This is a genomic window from Agrobacterium sp. P15N1-A (genome assembly GCF_044626815.1).
In the GTDB taxonomy this organism is placed as follows: Bacteria; Pseudomonadota; Alphaproteobacteria; order Rhizobiales; family Rhizobiaceae; genus Agrobacterium; species Agrobacterium leguminum.
On the sequence record NZ_JBIUPF010000004.1, the window covers coordinates 277,942 to 294,657 of the forward strand.

Genomic DNA, 16,716 nt, shown 5'->3' on the forward strand with positions numbered 1-16,716 from the left:
GGCATAACCTCAGAAGAGCTGGCCTGCCGCCATCACCAGATGTTCGGCAACGGGGCCGAGCGCCAGCGCAGGCAGGAAAGTAAGGCCGCCGACGATCAGGATCGTGCCGACCAGCAGGCCGACGAAAAGCGGACCATCCGTCGGGAAGGTGCCAGCCGAGGCCGGAACGGTCTTCTTGGTGACCAGCGAACCGGCAATGGCGAGTGCCGGAATGATCACCAGAAAACGGCCCATCAGCATGCCAAAGCCAAGCGTGATGTTGTACCAGGTGGTGTTGCCGGTGAGGCCGCCGAAGGCCGAGCCGTTATTGGCGGCCGCCGAGGTATAGGCATAGAGGATTTCGGAGAAGCCGTGCGGCCCCGCCGTGCCGATTGACGCGACCGCCGAGGGCAGAACAGTGGCCGTTGCCGTGAAGACCAGCATGGCGAGCGGCAGGCAGAGAATGGCCAGAACCGCCATCTTCATTTCCTTGGCCTCGATCTTCTTGCCCAGATATTCCGGCGTGCGCCCGACCATCAGACCCGCCACGAAGATGGCGATGACGATGAAGAGCAGAATACCGTAAAAACCCGCGCCGACACCACCGACGATCACCTCGCCCAGCTGCATGTTAATGAGTGGGATAAGACCGCCCAGCGCCGTGAAGCTGCCATGCATGGCGTTGACCGCGCCGCAGGAGGCGGCGGTGGTGATGACCGCGAAGAGCGATGAGAGCGCCACGCCGAAACGGACCTCCTTGCCCTCCATATTGCCGCCGGCAAGACCGAAGCTGTGCATCAGCGGGTTTCCGGCCGCTTCCGCCCAATAGGTGACGGCGACGCCGGCGATGAACAGCACGCCCATGGCGGCGAGGATCGCCCAGCCCTGGCGCTGGTTGCCGACCATGCGGCCGAAGACATTGGTAAAAGCTGCCCCGACAGCGAAGATCGACACCATCTGGAGCATGTTGGAAATGGCATCCGGGTTCTCGAAGGGATGCGCCGAATTGGCGTTGAAGAAGCCGCCGCCATTGGTGCCCAGCATCTTGATCGCCAGCTGCGACGCGACGGGGCCGACGGCAATCGTCTGCTGCGCGCCTTCCAGCGTCTGCGCGTTCACGTAGGCGCCGAGTGTCTGCGGCACACCAAGCCAGACGTAAACGAGGGTCAGCACGATGCAGAGGGGTAAAAGCACGTAGAGCGTGGAGCGGACCATATCCACCCAGAAATTGCCTATCGCCTTGCCGGAAGCGCGGGAAAACGCACGGATGAGGCCGATGGCGATGGCCATGCCTGTTGCGGCGGAAACGAAGTTCTGTACCGTGAGACCGGCCATCTGGGTCAGATAGGACAGGGTGCTTTCGCCGCCATAATTCTGCCAGTTGGTGTTGGTGACGAAGCTGACCGCTGTGTTGAAGGACAATTCCGGTCCCACGGCCGCCATTCCCTGCGGATTATAGGGCAGCACCGCCTGAAAGCGCATCAGGGCATAAAGCAGGGCAAAACCGAGCAGGTTGAAGAGAAGCATGGAGAAAGCATAGGTCGTCCAGTGCTGCTCCTCACGCTCGCTTGTCCCGGCAAGGGCATAAAGGCCGCGCTCGACCGGTGCGAGAACCGGCGACAGCAGGGTGCGCTCGCCATTAAAGACACGCGCCATATAGAAGCCGAGCGGCTTCACCAGCGCAAAAATGATCCCGCAGAAAAGCAGGACCTGAAACCATCCATTGAGGGTCATGGTATTGAACTTTCAATAGCCGCCGCTTCCCGATCAGAAACGTTCGGGGCGAATGAGAGCATAGGTGAGATAGGCGGCGATAAAGACCGTGACGGCACCGCTCAAGATATAGTCGAATGTCATCGCAGCCTCCGCCTAAAGCCGGTCGCAGGCGCGCGTATAGGCAAAGCAGAGGGCGAAAAACACCGTCGCTGCGCCGATCAGAACAACATCCATCATCGATGGGACTCCTTTTATTCGAGGAGCCGGACAGGAAGAAAAGCGCCGTCATGTGGGACGTCGCTTTTCATTCTTTCTGGCTTAAGAAGGGAACACCATCCCTTCCCGCACAGAAGAATGCACCCGAACCGCATAAAGGTTCGAGACGGCCACGGAGGCAATAAAATAGGAATCCTATAGGAATTTCGATGCCCGCCGGTCGCGGGCATCGCTGCCGCTACTTAGAGTTTTGGCGCATTTCCGGACGAAAACCGGGTCCACTTTTCCTGGAAATGCTCTAACAGAGCGGGCTGTCATCGAAAACGGAAACGATGGTTTCCGCCGAACTTTTGCCGGCCAGCAGCGCTGCCAGCAAAATCCGGGCCTGGCCCGGGCGAAGCGTGGATGAATGCACGGCGCCCGCCGCGACAAGGTCATGCCCGCCGCCGCCGCCGCCATAGGTCGCCACCAGCCGCCCTTCCGGCACACGGCTGGAAACGATGACGGGAACGCCGCGTTCGGCGCAGCGCTTCACAGCTTCGGCGATACGCGGATTGGCGTTGCCGGAACCGAGTGCGGCAAGAACGATGCCTTTCGCGCCCGCCTGCAGGCTCGCATCGATATGGGTTGCGTCACAGCCGGGATGAATGGCGACGATATCGACGCGCTGATCGGTTACCGGGACGGAAAGCCGCAGCGTTGCGGCGGCAGCCAACGGCCGGGCGGAGCGGAAGGCGTCCGCCTCGTCCGCGCTCAGTTTATAAAGCCCCCAGGCCGGCAGACAGCGGCCGCCGAAGGAGAGGAGCACGCCTTTTGCGGCATTCGTTCGATCAAGCGCTGTTTCTATGGCCCGGGCCAGATTGGCCGGCCCGTCCGCGTCCTTATGGTCTGCGGTAAACTGTGCGCCGGTGAAGACCACCGGCTTTGTGATGGCCCGCTGCAAATGCACGAGCAGCGAGGATTCTTCCATGGCGTCGGTGCCATGCAGAACCACGATGCCGGTAACGGCGGGATCATCGAGCTCAGCACCCACCGCTTCGCTGATGCGCTGCATGTCGGCCAATGTCAGGCTGGAGGAATCCTTCGCCATCAGATCGACCGGCTTCAGCCGGGCGTTGATCTGCGGAACCAGCGCCAGCAGGTCCTCCCCCGAAAGGCTGGGCGTGCTCACGCCATCGGCACCACGCCGGCTGGCGATGGTGCCGCCGGTGGCGATGACCGCCACCAGAGGCGTTGCGTCCTGCCCGCTCACTGCGATGCTCCCGCACGCTCGTCCGCAAGGCGGTAGATGCGGTCACGCAAGAGATACCAGCCGATGACGAGCGCCGGGATGATGATCAGCAACGAAGCGATGGTCCAGGAGCCGACAGGATAGTCGAAAGCCATCAGCACCAGCACGCCGAACAGGAAGATGAGCGTGAGAATACCGGTGTACGGCGCGCCGAACATGCGGAAATCCGGACGCACGAGTTCACCACGCTTGGAAAGCTGCCAGAGCTTCAGCTGGCAAAGCACGATAACCGCCCATGCGCAGATGATGCCGAGCGCCGAGAGGTTAAGCGCGATTTCGAAAGCGGCGGAGGGAACGACCGCATTCAGGGCCACGCCGAGAACGGTGACGACGGCCGTGACTGCAATGCCGCCATAAGGCACGCCATTCTTGTTCATCTTCGCCAGCGCCGCCGGAGCAGAGCCGGAAACCGCCATGGAATGCAGGATGCGGCCGGTGGAATAAAGCCCGGCATTGAGCGAGGACAGCACGGCGGTCAGAACGACAAGGTTCATGATCACGTCAGCGCCCTGCACACCAATGGAACCGAAGAAGGTGACGAAGGGGCTCTCGCCGGCCTTGTAGGCGGTGTAGGGCAGAAGCAGCGCGAACAGCAGCACCGAACCGACATAAAAGACCACGAGACGCAGGACCACGGCGCGGATGGCGCGGGGCATGACCTTGCGCGGGTCTTCCGTCTCGCCTGCCGCCGTGCCGATCAGTTCGATGGAGGCATAAGCGAAGACGACGCCCTGTATGATGACGAAGGCTGGCAAAATACCGTTGGGGAAGAAGCCGCCATTATCGGTGATGATGCTGAAGCCGGTGACATGTCCTTCGATGGGAGTGCCGAAGATGACGAAATAAATGCCGACAACGAGGAAGATCGCAAGCGCCAGCACCTTGATGAGGCTGAACCAGAATTCAAGCTCGCCGAAGACCTTCACCGACAGCATGTTCATCGCCAGCACGACCAGAAGCGCCGTCATCGCGAAGACCCACTGGTCGATACCCGCAAGCCACGGAACATATTGCTTGAAGAAATTCATGTAGAGAGCGACGGCGGTCACATCCGCCACCGAGGTCATGGCCCAGTTCAGCCAGTACATCCAGCCGGCCGCGAAGGCCATTTTCTCGCCGTAGAATTCGCGAGCATAGGACACGAAGGAACCGGAGCTCGGGCGATGCATGATCAGTTCGCCGAGCGCGCGCAGCACCAGAAACGCGAAGAAACCGCACAGCGCATAAACGAAGACCAGCGCGGGACCTGCCTGCGCCAGACGCCCGCCCGCACCGAGGAAAAGCCCGGTGCCGATGGCGCCGCCAATGGCGATCATCTGGATCTGACGCGGCTTGAGGGCCTTGTGGTAACCGAGATCTTCTTCGACGAAGACCTCACGGTCGGCAGACGCCGTTTTCCCAGAATGCATGGATATTTATCCTCCCGATAAAGTGCTTGCAGTCGGCGATAAGCCGGAAATGAAAATGAAACTGGCACAGTCCGCGCTGGAATATGGCCAGCATGCATGCTCATGCGCGCTGTAAAGCTGCATGACAGATTTTCGCCCCTCATAATGGCAGATAATGCCGTTCGTCAAGCGTATTCGATATGATTGACCTTCTCCCCTACCCCAATTAAGGTCAAAAAATCTGTAAGACAGCTTTACAGATATAGCAACGCTTAAAAGCCAGTGGAGGAAAAAGTGAGCGTGACGCGCAAGGAGCATGATTTGCTCGGGACGAAGGAAATTCCGGCGGATGTCTATTGGGGCGTGCACACGGCACGCGCTGTGGAAAACTTCAAGATCACCGGGGTGACCATCGGCCACAACCCCTATCTCGTCCGGGGACTGGCCTACGTGAAGGAGGCGGCGGCACGCGCAAATCACGAGCTCGGCCTTCTCGACACGGAACGCATGGAAGCCATCGCCGAAGCCTGCCGCGAAATCCGCGCCGGCGCGCTGCATGAGCAGTTCGTGGTGGATGAAATTCAGGGCGGAGCCGGCACCTCCACCAACATGAATGCCAATGAGGTCATAGCCAACCGCGCGCTCGAACTGCTCGGACACGAAAAAGGCGATTATGCCCGCCTTCACCCGAATGACCATGTCAATCTCAGCCAGTCGACCAACGACGCCTATCCGACCGCGATCAATGTCGGGCTGATCGAGGCCATCGACGATCTGGCCGCTTCCATGGGTGTGCTGAAGGATGCCTTCGACCGCAAGGCGCAGGAGTTTGCCGGCTTCATCAAGATCGGCCGTACGCAATTGCAGGACGCCGTGCCGATGACGCTCGGCCAGGAATTCCGCACCTTCGTGGTGATGCTGGGAGAAGATCAGGCGCGCCTCATCGAATCCGCCGCACTTCTGCACGAGATCAACCTCGGCGCCACCGCCATCGGTACCGGGCTGAATGCACCGCGTGGTTATGCCGAGCTTGCCTGCCAGCATCTGGCGGAGCTGACCGGACGCCCGCTGGTGACGGCGGCAGACCTCATCGAAGCCACACAGGACCCCGGCGCCTTCGTGCATCTCTCCGGCGTGCTGAAACGCGTTGCCGTGAAGCTGTCGAAGACCTGCAACGACCTTCGCCTGCTCTCTTCCGGCCCGCGCGCCGGTATCGGCGAGATCACCCTGCCCTCCGTTCAGGCGGGTTCCAGCATCATGCCGGGCAAGATCAATCCGGTCATTCCCGAAGTGGTCAATCAGGTGGCCTATGCGGTGATCGGCAATGACATCACCATCACCATGGCCGCCGAAGCCGGGCAATTGCAGTTGAACGCTTTCGAGCCAATCATCGTGCGAGCCTTGTCGCAGAGCATCAGCCAACTCAGCGCCGCCTGCCGCACGCTGGCGGAACGCTGCGTGGACGGCATCGTCGCCAATCCGACGATCATGGCGCAGCGCGTGGAAGAATCCATCGGTCTCGCCACCGCCCTCAACCCGTTGATCGGTTATTATGCGGCGACGGAAGTGGCGAAGGAAGCACTGGCCAGCGGCCGCACCGTGCCGCAGGTGGTTCTGGAACGCGGTTATCTCACCGATGCGCAATTGCAGCAGGCGCTGAGCCCGCGGCACCTTGCAAACCTGCCCGCCGTCACGGCTGGCGAAGCCGATCTTCGCCAATAATCGTGGTCACCACCTGCTTCACCTGCCCAAGGTGAAGCTCCATCGCCTCCCGCGCCTCGGGCGCTGAACCCCGCCGGATCGCCTCGACGATCCGGCGGTGCTCGAAATTCGAGGCGACGCGACGACCGGCCATCAGATTGACCATCTCTGACTGTTGGGACAGCGCCTCACGGGCATCGGCCACCACCTTGGCGAACAGCCTGTTGGCCGAAGCTTCCGCAATGGCGCAATGGAATTGCCCATCCAGCAGCACCCAGGGATGCGGCCTTTCTTCGGCTTCCATCCGATCACAGAGGTCAAGCAGGACTTCCAGCTGAGCATTCGTGCGCCTCAACGCCGCCCAACCGGCCGCAGGAACTTCGATGAAGGGGCGGGCCTCGATCAGATCGCGGGCGGAATAGGCGCCGTAATTCAATTCGGAAGGCGGCGTCGGCGTCATCACATAGGTGCCGCTTCCGGTGCGGGTCTGTGTCAGCCCCAGGGTCTGGAGCGACCGCAAAGCTTCGCGAACAATCGGCCGGCTGACGCCATATCGGGCGGCCAGATGGGCTTCGGAAGGCAGCCGGGTGCCGACCGCAAGCTGCCCCGAAGTGATGGCGGAACGGATATCATCAAACACCGCTTCTGCGGCATTCTTGCGATTGATCGGCTGCGCATCCGCTAGCCAATCCGACAACCCGCCCATCTTCAAACCCTCCGCACTCTCAATATGTTCGCAATATCAACGCAAAACCAGACAACCGTCCAAACGCAAAAGGACGGCCGCCGCTCTCGCAGCCAAGCCGACCTTCCTAACATTATCCTGCCAGCCGGAACAACGACGGCGGATATTTTTTGTTGAAGCGAGGGCGCTGTATCGCCGCACCCTCGCTCCGCGTCAGATATTACGCCTTGATTTCCGCTGCCTCCGGCTTGTCATCCTCACGCGGAATGCGGAACCACGCGACATAGAGCGCCGGCAGGAAGAGCAGGGTAAGCGCCGTGCCAACCACGATACCGCCCATCATCGCATAGGCCATCGGCCCCCAGAAGATTTCCCGGGAGATGGGGATGAGGGCAAGCGTGGCCGCCGCCGCCGTCAGCATGATCGGTCGCATGCGATGCTCGGTCGCCTCGATGACGGCACGCCATGCCGAGACCCCTTCGCTTCTCAGATGCTCGATCTGCACGACGAGGATGACCGAGTTGCGTATCAGGATGCCGATTAGCGCCAGCACGCCGAGAATGGCGACGAAGCCCATCGGCGCATTGGAGAAAAGCAGCGCCACCACGACACCGATCAGGGCAGTCGGCGCCACGGCAAAGACCAGGAACAGCCGGCTGAAGCTCTGCAACTGGATCATCAGGATCGTCGCCATCGCAAACAGCATCATGGGCACGACAGCGACGATCGGCGCTTGCGAATCCGCGCTGGATTCCACCGAGCCGCCCGTCTCCAGCGTATAGCCGACGGGAAGCGTTTTCTGGAACGCCTCGATCTTCGGCTTCAGCTGTTCCACAATCGTCGCCGGCTGCGTTGGACCGATAATGGCCGCCTTGACGGTGACCGTCGGGATCCTGTCACGACGCCAGATGGTCGGCTGCTCCAGCTCATAGCGGAAATTGGCGATTGCCGAGAGCGGCACGGCCTTGCCGTTGGTTGCCGGCAATTGCAGGTTTTGCAGCGTCTCGATGGAGCCGCGCTCCGAAAGCTGCGCCCGCGCCACCACGTTGATGAGGTAGATATCGTCCCTCACCTGCGTGACGGTGGAGCCTTCGACAATGCTGTTCATGGCATTGGCGATATCTTCCGAGGAGACGCCGAGCTGGCGGGCCTTGTCCTGCAGAACATCGACCTTGACGACGCGCGTCGGCTCGTTCCAGTCCATCACCATGTTGGACAGTAGCCGATGTTCGCCGACGATGCCCGACAATTGCTGCCCGAGTTCACGCACCTTCTGGATGTCAGGACCGCTGAGGCGATATTGTACCGGCTTTCCGACCGGCGGACCGATATCGAGCAGTTTCACGAAGGCGTCCGTGCCGATAAAAGTCTTGTTCAGATAGTCCTGCAATTCGGCGCGCACCTTGTCACGCACATCCAGCCCCTTGGTGACGATGACCGTCTGGCCGAAGGTGACATCCGGCGTCTGCACGTCGAAGGACAGGATGAAACGCGGCGCGCCTTCACCGACATAGGTTGTCCAATGGTCGATATCCGGATTCTTGGCCAGCATTTCCTGCTCGAACTGCGCCATCTGCCGGTTGGTTTCGGCAATGGAACTGTTCTGCGGCAGGTTCCAGTCAACGATCAGTTCCACGCGGTCGGATGACGGGAAGAACTGCTGCTGCACAAGGCTCATACCGCCGATAGAAAGGCCGAACAGCGCGATGGTGAGGATAATCGTCACCCAGCGCCAGCGCAGCGCCCGGCCGAGAAGCCAGGAAAAGGCGGAGGCAAAGCGGCCCTTTTTCTCGTGATGCGATTTCATCGTCTTCGGCAGGATCGTCACGCCGAGCAGCGGCGTGAACAGGACCGCGACGATCCATGACACGATCAGCGAAACGGCGATCACCACAAAAAGCGTGAAGGTGAATTCACCCGCCGCGCTGTTGTTGAGACCGACCGGAATGAAGCCGGCGACGGTGACCAGCGTACCGGTCAGCATCGGGAAAGCGGTCGAGGTGTAAACATAGGTCGCCGCTTTCCTGAGATCGTCACCGACCTCGAGCCGCGCCACCATCATCTCGACGGCGATCATCGCATCGTCGACGAGAAGCCCGAGCGCGATGATGAGGGCGCCCAGAGAGATGCGTTGCAGCGAGATGCCGGTATATTCCATGTAGACGAAGGTGATCGCCAGCACGAGCGGAATGGAAACGGCAACCACCATGCCGGCCCTGAGGCCAAGGCTGATGAAGCTGATGACGAGAACGATGGCGATGGCCTCGAAGAGCGCCGAGGTGAAGCCAGAGACCGCCTCATCGACCACGGCCGGCTGATCGGACACGCGATGCACATCGACACCAATAGGCAAATCCGCCACCACCCGCTTCATCTGCGCATCCAGCGCCTCGCCGAAATGCAGCAGGTTCGCGCCGGTTTTCATGCCGATGGCAAGGCCGATGGCCGGCTGGCCGTTGAAGCGGAACAGCGAGGACGGCGGATCAACATAACCGCGCCGGATCGTCGCCACTTCCGTCAGCGGGAAAAACCGGTTGTTGACCCGCAGATTGATGGACCGCAGGCTGTCCTCCGAGGTGAACTGGCCGCTTACACGCAGCGCCACGCGCTCAGGCCCGGCATTGACGAAGCCGGATTGCGTGACGGCGTTCTGGGCTTGCAGCGTCTTGATGATCGACTGCTGGTCGATGCCGAGCGCCGCGATCTGCCGCGTGGAGAACTCCAGATAGATCGTCTCGTCCTGCGCGCCGATGACATCGACCTTGCCGATATTGTCGACGGTCAGCACCTTCGCACGGGCATCCTCCACCAGATCGCGCAATTGCCGCTGGCTGAGACCGTCGCTGGTGAAGGCGTAGATATTGCCATAGACATCGCCGAAGCGGTCGTTGAAGAAGGGACCGACGACGCCCGAGGGGAAGTCGCCCTTGATGTCGCCGATCATGTTGCGCACCCGCACCCAGGTCGGCTCGACGTTGCGCGCCTTGGTTTCCGGCACCAGTTCCACGAAGATCGTTGTGCGGCCGGCGACCGTCTGGCTGCGCAGATGGTCGAGATTGTCGAGTTCCTCGAGCTTTTTCTCGATCCTGTCGGTCACCTGCCGCGCCACCTCTTCGGCGGAAGCGCCGGGCCATTGCGCGCTGATCACCATGGTCTTGATGGTGAAGTTCGGATCTTCCTCGCGGCCGAGGTTGAGATAGGAGAAAACGCCGGCAAGAACGAAAACCAGCATGAAGTACCAGACGAGCGAACGGTGTTCGAGCGCCCAGTCGGAGAGATTGAATTTCTTCACTGACGGACCTCCTGATCGATCCTGATGGCCTGTCCATCCTTGAGCTTGTGAACGCCGGCGCTGGCAACGCGCTCACCGGGCTTGACGCCGCCGATGATGCGGACGTTGCCGCCTTCGGCAGGCTCGCCCTCTATCGTGACCGGGCGAAGCGTTACCGTTGCCGTCTCGGCATTGACGATCCAGACGCCCCATCCATTGTCGGTTTTCAGCAGGGCCGATGACGGAAGCATGATCTGCGGTTCGGAGGCAGCAAGCACCGAGGCCGTGACGACGGACCCCAGCCGGAATGCCGGCGGCGCATCCTGCAGGCTGATCTTCGTGCGGCGCGTACGCGTCGCCGTTTCGGCTTCCGGAGCGATCTCGCGCACCACGCCGTTGGTGCGAATTTTCGGATCGAGCTGCAGGGCGACCTCGAAGGCGGAGCCGATCTCCAACCGCTGCGCCGCAAACTGCGGAACATCGACCACCACGTCGCGCACTTCCGGACGGGCAATGGTCACGACCGTTTGGCCGGCCGAGACCACCTGACCGATTTCGCCCGAAGTTGCCGTTACGACGCCATCAAATTCCGCATGCAGCTGCGCATAACCCAGCTGCTCCTCGGCCTTGTCCAGATTGGCGCGGGCCTTGGCGACAGCGGCATTGGCGGTGCGTGTTGCCTGCTCGGCCTCTTCCAGTGCGGCTTCCGTGCCGCTGCGCGCCTCGGCCAGCACACGCTGGCGCTGCTCGGTCGTCACTGCATTGGCCAGCTGCGCTTCCGCATTGGAAAGGTCGGATTGCGCGCTCTTCACCGCAAGCTCGAGCGCGAGCGGATCGATCGACGCTACCACGTCACCCTTCTTCACAAGATCGGCGACATCGACATTGCGGGCGATAATGCGCCCGAGCACGCGAAAGCCGAGATCGGTCTGAATGCGCGATTCCACCGTGCCGGTCAGACGCAGGGCATCGGCCGGCTTCTCTTCCACGACGACGGAAAGCACCGGGCGCGGCGCTTCAGCGGCTGCTTCCTGCTTGTTCTCGCAGGAGGAAACCGCAATCGCCACAGCCAACAAAAACAAGCATTTATATATACTGGACATTATTGTGCCTGCCCCTTTTCATAGGCGACCTTTTCACCGGCGCGGAGAAATTTGGTGCCGACGGTGACGACGAGATCGCCGGGATTAAGCCCCTGCGTGATGACGAATTGACCCGTCTCGTAATCGGCGACCTCGACGCGCCGCATGGCGATTTCCGAAGATTGCGGATCGACCACCCAGACGGCGGGTAAGCCGTCCTGCGACGTCATCGCCGACCACGGAAGCTCAATCGCATCGACCTGTTTGAAGCGGAAATGGCCGGATACGGGCGCGCCGAGCGGCATGGTCATATCGCCGTTCAGACCCACCTTGACCCTGATCGTTCCATTGTCCGGGTCTATCGTCGGAGAAATCTCCCGCACCGGCGCCGCAACGCTGCGGGCGGGGTCCGACAGGAGGCTGACATTGACCAGATTGTCGATATCACGCTCGAGGAAGAGGGATTCGTAAACATCGAAGACCGCATCGCGCGGCCCGTCATGCGCCAGCGTGAAGACGAGCTGGGCGGCCTGCGCCACCTGGCCGACCTCCACATTACGCGCCGTGATAACGCCGTCCGCATCCGCCCTGAGTTCGGTATAGGACAGGGCATCGCGCGCCGTATCGAGCTGCGCCTGCGCCGATCTCACCGCTCCTTGCGTCGTGAGAAGGGTTTCCTGGGCCTTGTCGACCGCCGAACGCGAGGTCACCTGCGTCCTGAACAGGCTTTGCTGACGGTCGAACGTCAATTGCGCCTGCGTCTGCTGCGCTTCCGCTGATTGCAGGTTGGCCAGGGCGACATCGAGATCGGCCTTCTGCTCTTCGGGATCCATGCGGGCAAGCAATTGCCCGGTCTTCACCCTTGCGCCCACATCCACCAGCCGCTCGGTGATCTTGCCGCTGACGCGGAAGGACAGATCCGTCTGGACCCGTGCCTTTACTTCGCCCGTGATGACGCTGCCGCGATCGACAGGCTTTTTCTCAGCCGCGACCACATCGACGGTGCGGAGCGGCTTTTCGGCAGGCGGCTCTTCATTGCTGCAGGACGACAGGGCGAAAATACCGCCAAGCGCCGCCGCGATAAGAATAGTTCTCATGGTGACCTCTTGATCTTCGCCTCATCCTATAATATTTGACTGACTGAATAGTCAATGAAATTCTTATGCCGCTGATCGGGGGAGCTGTCCGGAACATCGGGCCAGCCTCCCGAATGATCATTTCCTTCTCGTCCGGCACATACCTGCGGGCGCATCGGCAATGTTCCGGCATATTGAAGCATGCGCGCGCCTTCACAAAAATCGTTCCGGTTTTTGCGCCGGTGCTATAGGCAAACCCATCTCTCATTTCCGCCAATCGCGACGGACAGAAGGGCACGCGTCGAAAATAAAGAAGGAATCCGGGGCCATGGCGAAAGCAAAACTGACACGTGCTGAACAGAAGATACAACGTCCGTTGCAAATTCTCGATGCAGCATTCGAAGAATTCACCAAAAGGGGATTTACCGCGACGCGGGTGGAAGACATCGCGGAACGGGTGGGGGTGACGAAGGGAACGGTCTACGTCTATTTCGAAACCAAGGAGGCGCTCTTCGAGGCCATGGTAAAACGTGCCTCCATGCCGTTCCGGGAGGCGTTCAGGGCCTATACGCACAAGTCAGACGATCCCGTCGAGCAGCTTCGTCTGCTGCTCGAATTCCTGTTCGACTCACTCGTCGACAATAGAAAAATGCGGGAACTGTTTCGTCTAATCGTCGCGGAAGGCGCAAAATTCCCGGATCTCATCGACCAGCACCATGACACGATGATGGCGCCGGTCTTTGCACGCATCGATGCGGTCCTCGAGGAAGGCGTCGCGAAAAAAAGGTTCAGGGCCAACCCTCCCGAACTCGCCAAAGTGGTGATGTCACCCATGGTCGGAACATTGGTGTTTCGGCTAATTTTCAACGACCGGCGCATTCTGGACAGACAAGCCGTCCTGAAAATTCATCTCGAGCTGATCATGCGCGGGCTGCTGGCATAGGCATCATTCTTCGCGGCCCGGCCTTAGCCGACGCCGCCGATGCAAACATATTTGAGCTCGGTATATTCCTCGATGCCGTGGCGTGACCCTTCCCGGCCAAGACCCGACATCTTGACACCGCCGAAAGGCGCCTCCGCGGTGGAAATAGCCCCCGTATTGACGCCGACCATGCCATATTCGAGCGCCTCGGCGACCCGGAAGACCCGCGACAGATCGCGCGCATAAAAATAAGATGCGAGACCGAAATCCGTATTGTTCGCTTGCGCGATCACATCGGCCTCATTCTCGAAGCGGAAGAGCGGGGCGAGAGGCCCGAAGGTTTCCTCATGCGCCACTTGCATGCCGGCATCGACATTGCGCAGGATCGTCGGCTCGAAGAAGTTGCCGCCCAGCGCATGTCTTCTGCCGCCGGTAGTGACTTCCGCGCCTTTCGAAAGCGCATCGGCAATATGGGCCTCCACTTTGGCAACGGCGTTTGCATCGATGAGAGGCCCGAGAATGCTTGCCCCCTCCAACCCGTTACCGACCTTCAATTGCGCGACGGCTCGAGCGAATTTTTCAGCGAAAGCGTCATAGACGCCGCTCTGCACATAAAGACGGTTGGCGCAAACGCAGGTCTGACCATTGTTGCGGAATTTGGCGAGGATCGCGCCCTCAACAGCTGCATCGAGATCGGCGTCATCGAAGACGATGAAGGGCGCATTGCCGCCGAGTTCCAGCCCCAGTTTCTTGATCGTCGGCGCACATTGCCGGTAAAGATGCTCTCCTGTGCGCGTCGAGCCGGTAAAGGTCAGAAGGCGGATATCCGGGCTTGCCGTCATTTCTGCGCCTATCTCGGCGGCTGGCCCTGTCAAAATGCTGAAAAGCGCAAGCGGCAGGCCGGCGCGCTCGGCAAGGATCGCAAGGGCGATGGCAGAAAACGGCGTTTGCGGCGCCGGTTTCAGCACCACCGCACAGCCGGCGGCCAGCGCCGGGCCGGCCTTGCGGGTGATCATGGCATTGGGGAAATTCCATGGCGTGATGGCCGCAACCACGCCCACGGGCTGGCGGAGAACCAGAATGCGTTTGTCCGGCTGGTGGCCGGGCACTGTCTCGCCATTGATCCGCCGCGCCTCCTCGGCAAACCATTCGATGAAGCTCGCACCATAGGCGACCTCACCCTTTGCTTCCGCCAGCGGCTTTCCCTGTTCCAGCGTCAGTATCATGCCGAGATCGTCACGGTTTTCCATGACGAGCCGGAACCATTCCTTCAGGATATTCGCACGCTCGCCGGCGGTGCGGCGGGCCCACTCCTTCTGGGCGATTACAGCCGCAGCGATCGCTTCTCGTGTTTCCTTCGCGCCGAGTTCTGGAACCCGTCCAACGATCTCTCCGGTTGCGGGATTGCGGATCGCCGCCGTTTCATGGCCATCGCAACCGATCCAGCGACCGGCCACCGGCACTTTCTCGCCGAAGAGTGTGGGATCATTCAGATGCATGGCCCATCCCTCAACAGAAGACCTGCGCCGAGGCCGGATCGAAGGCGAGATGCACGAGGTCGCCACGGTTGAGGCCAGAAATCGCCTCATGGCCGAAAGGCAGGCGCACTGCAAGCGGCTCACCCGAGCCGGTATGGGCCACCACATGGACATTGTTGCCGAGGAAGGTGATATCGCTGACCGTGGCCTGGAAACCGGCGGCGGCGACCGGCCGGTTACGGCTGAGCTGCAGCCGCTCCGGGCGCAGCATCAGCGCCGCCTTCGTTCCCGGCGCAGCCTCACCATGCACCGGAATATGATCGAAGACGATATCCCGGCCGAGCGACACCGTCGCCTTGCCGCCCGAGGCGGCGAGGAGATCGCAGGCGATGAAATCGCTGTCGCCGATGAATTCAGCCACAAAACGGGTAGCCGGGTGAGCGTAAAGCTCCGGTCCTGTGCCGATCTGGTCGATAACCCCCTTGGAAAACACGGCGATGCGGTCGGAAAGACGCAAGGCCTCTTCCTGGTCGTGGGTAACATAGAGGATCGTCACTTCCGTCTGCTGGTGAATGCGGCGGATTTCGAACTGGATTTCTTCGCGCAGCTTCTTGTCGAGCGCCGACAGCGGCTCATCCATCAGAAGCACCGGCGGGTCGTAGGCAAGCGCGCGGGCGAGCGCCACGCGTTGCTGCTGGCCGCCCGACATCTGCGCCGGTTTTCTGTCCTCGAAACCTTCGAGACGGACAAGCCGCAGCATTTCCTCCACCTTCGCATCGATTTCCGCCTTGCTCTTGCGGCGGACCTTCAGCGGAAAGGCGATGTTCTCACCGACCGACAGATGCGGAAACAGGGTGTAGCGCTGGAAGACCATACCGATATTGCGCTTGTGCGACGGCGTCGACAGCAGGCTTTCACCGTTCAGCAGAATATCGCCCGATGTCGGCTGCTCGAAACCAGCGAGGATATAAAGCGTCGTGCTCTTGCCCGAGCCGGACGGCCCGAGAAATGTCATGAACTCGCCCGGTTGCACGTCGAGATTGACGTCCTGAACGGCGACGACCGGTCCGTATTGCTTGCGGATGCCGCGAATCTGCAGGAGCGGTTTGGTCATGTTTTCAGTCCTTTTCGCACAGCCGCGACAAGCAGCATGAGAATGATGGTCACCGCGATGAGAAGCGTGGAGGCGGCCGCGATCACCGGCGTCAGATCCTGACGCAGCGTTGCCCAGATTTTCACCGGCAGCGTCTGCAATGTCGGGCTTGCCATGAAGATCGCCAGCACCACCTCATCCCACGAGGTTAGGAAGGAGAAGATCGCCGCCGAAAACAGGCCGTGACTGATGGCGGGAAGCGTGATGCGGATTTTCGCCTGCAACGGGCTTGCGCCGCACAGCACCGCCGCATCCTCAATCGATTTGTCGAAACCCTCGAGCGCGCCGGTCAACGCCAGAATGGAAAAGGGCAGCGCCACGACAAGATGGGCGATAACGAACCCGGCAGTGGTGCCGGCAAGGCCAAGTTTCAGGAAAAAGGCGTAAAGCGCCACAGCCAGCACCACGACGGGCAGGATCATCGGCGTCATGAACAGCGCGCGAAGCGTGTTACGCCCGATGAAACGGCCGCGCACCAGCCCGAAGGAGGCGACAAGACCGATCAGCACGGACAGCACCGTGACCATGAGGGCTATGCGCAGGCTCGTCCAGGCGGCCTCCAGCCATCGCGGATCGGCGAAGAAATCCGCATACCATTTCAATGTCCAGCCGGGCGGCGGAAAGATCAGCCATTGCGACGAGCCGAAGGACAGCGCTGCGATGAAAACGATGGGCAGAACGAGAAATGCCGTCGTCAGCAGCGTGATCAGGAGGAGTAGCCATTTCCAGACGCCGAGGCTGTTATAGTTCAAAAGCAT

General features: G+C 60.9%; 13 protein-coding genes. 2 read left to right on the plus strand and 11 right to left on the minus strand.

Annotated features, from left to right (window positions below; all coding sequences use genetic code 11):
• Positions 1-9: 9 nt before the first annotated feature.
• The 4 genes from kdpA to ACIK7D_RS16365 form a co-directional block, all read right to left on the minus strand.
• Positions 10-1,713, minus strand: a complete 1,704-nt coding sequence (gene kdpA / locus ACIK7D_RS16350; protein ID WP_400156808.1) for a potassium-transporting ATPase subunit KdpA — start codon at positions 1,711-1,713, stop codon at positions 10-12.
• A 33-nt stretch (positions 1,714-1,746) separates the two neighbouring features.
• Positions 1,747-1,836, minus strand: a complete 90-nt coding sequence (kdpF, locus tag ACIK7D_RS16355) for a K(+)-transporting ATPase subunit F (protein WP_003506089.1) — start codon at positions 1,834-1,836, stop codon at positions 1,747-1,749.
• A gap of 373 nt (positions 1,837-2,209) precedes the next feature.
• Positions 2,210-3,163 (minus strand): asparaginase, encoded by a 954-nt coding sequence (locus ACIK7D_RS16360; protein ID WP_400156809.1) that lies wholly within the window; start codon positions 3,161-3,163, stop codon positions 2,210-2,212.
• Positions 3,160-4,611, minus strand: coding sequence for an amino acid permease (locus ACIK7D_RS16365; protein WP_127755529.1), 1,452 nt, complete (start codon positions 4,609-4,611; stop codon positions 3,160-3,162). Before ACIK7D_RS16365 ends, ACIK7D_RS16360 begins: the two co-directional genes overlap by 4 nt.
• A 273-nt stretch (positions 4,612-4,884) precedes the next feature.
• Between ACIK7D_RS16365 and ACIK7D_RS16370 the strand changes: the two genes are divergently transcribed.
• Positions 4,885-6,312: an aspartate ammonia-lyase gene (locus ACIK7D_RS16370; protein WP_400156810.1), complete on the plus strand. Its 1,428-nt coding sequence runs from the start codon at positions 4,885-4,887 to the stop codon at positions 6,310-6,312.
• On the opposite strand, the gene ACIK7D_RS16375 is transcribed toward ACIK7D_RS16370, so the two are convergent.
• The 4 genes from ACIK7D_RS16375 to ACIK7D_RS16390 form a co-directional block, all read right to left on the minus strand.
• Positions 6,281-6,997 (minus strand): FadR/GntR family transcriptional regulator, encoded by a 717-nt coding sequence (locus ACIK7D_RS16375; protein WP_127755527.1) that lies wholly within the window; start codon positions 6,995-6,997, stop codon positions 6,281-6,283. The genes ACIK7D_RS16370 and ACIK7D_RS16375 overlap by 32 nt on opposite strands.
• 199 nt (positions 6,998-7,196) lie before the next feature.
• Positions 7,197-10,268 carry an efflux RND transporter permease subunit gene (locus tag ACIK7D_RS16380; protein ID WP_400156811.1) on the minus strand — a complete coding sequence of 1,024 codons (3,072 nt, stop codon included), beginning with the start codon at positions 10,266-10,268 and terminating at the stop codon, positions 7,197-7,199.
• On the minus strand, positions 10,265-11,350 hold the full coding sequence (locus ACIK7D_RS16385; protein WP_400156812.1) for an efflux RND transporter periplasmic adaptor subunit: 1,086 nt from the start codon (positions 11,348-11,350) through the stop codon (positions 10,265-10,267). The genes ACIK7D_RS16380 and ACIK7D_RS16385 overlap by 4 nt, the downstream gene beginning before the upstream one ends.
• Positions 11,350-12,426 (minus strand): efflux RND transporter periplasmic adaptor subunit, encoded by a 1,077-nt coding sequence (locus ACIK7D_RS16390; RefSeq protein WP_269313216.1) that lies wholly within the window; start codon positions 12,424-12,426, stop codon positions 11,350-11,352. Before ACIK7D_RS16390 ends, ACIK7D_RS16385 begins: the two co-directional genes overlap by 1 nt.
• A gap of 307 nt (positions 12,427-12,733) precedes the next feature.
• Between ACIK7D_RS16390 and ACIK7D_RS16395 the strand changes: the two genes are divergently transcribed.
• Positions 12,734-13,348: a TetR/AcrR family transcriptional regulator gene (locus ACIK7D_RS16395; protein ID WP_127755889.1), complete on the plus strand. Its 615-nt coding sequence runs from the start codon at positions 12,734-12,736 to the stop codon at positions 13,346-13,348.
• A gap of 23 nt (positions 13,349-13,371) precedes the next feature.
• Here ACIK7D_RS16395 and ACIK7D_RS16400 read toward each other — a convergent pair whose 3' ends face one another.
• From ACIK7D_RS16400 to ACIK7D_RS16410, 3 genes are read right to left on the minus strand one after another with little or no spacing between them, the layout of a single operon-like run.
• Positions 13,372-14,826, minus strand: coding sequence for an NAD-dependent succinate-semialdehyde dehydrogenase (locus tag ACIK7D_RS16400; RefSeq protein ID WP_400156813.1), 1,455 nt, complete (start codon positions 14,824-14,826; stop codon positions 13,372-13,374).
• A 10-nt stretch (positions 14,827-14,836) separates the two neighbouring features.
• Complete coding sequence (locus ACIK7D_RS16405) at positions 14,837-15,919, minus strand: ABC transporter ATP-binding protein (RefSeq protein WP_400156814.1); 1,083 nt, start codon at positions 15,917-15,919, stop codon at positions 14,837-14,839.
• Positions 15,916-16,716: an ABC transporter permease gene (locus tag ACIK7D_RS16410; protein WP_174024360.1), complete on the minus strand. Its 801-nt coding sequence runs from the start codon at positions 16,714-16,716 to the stop codon at positions 15,916-15,918. Before ACIK7D_RS16410 ends, ACIK7D_RS16405 begins: the two co-directional genes overlap by 4 nt.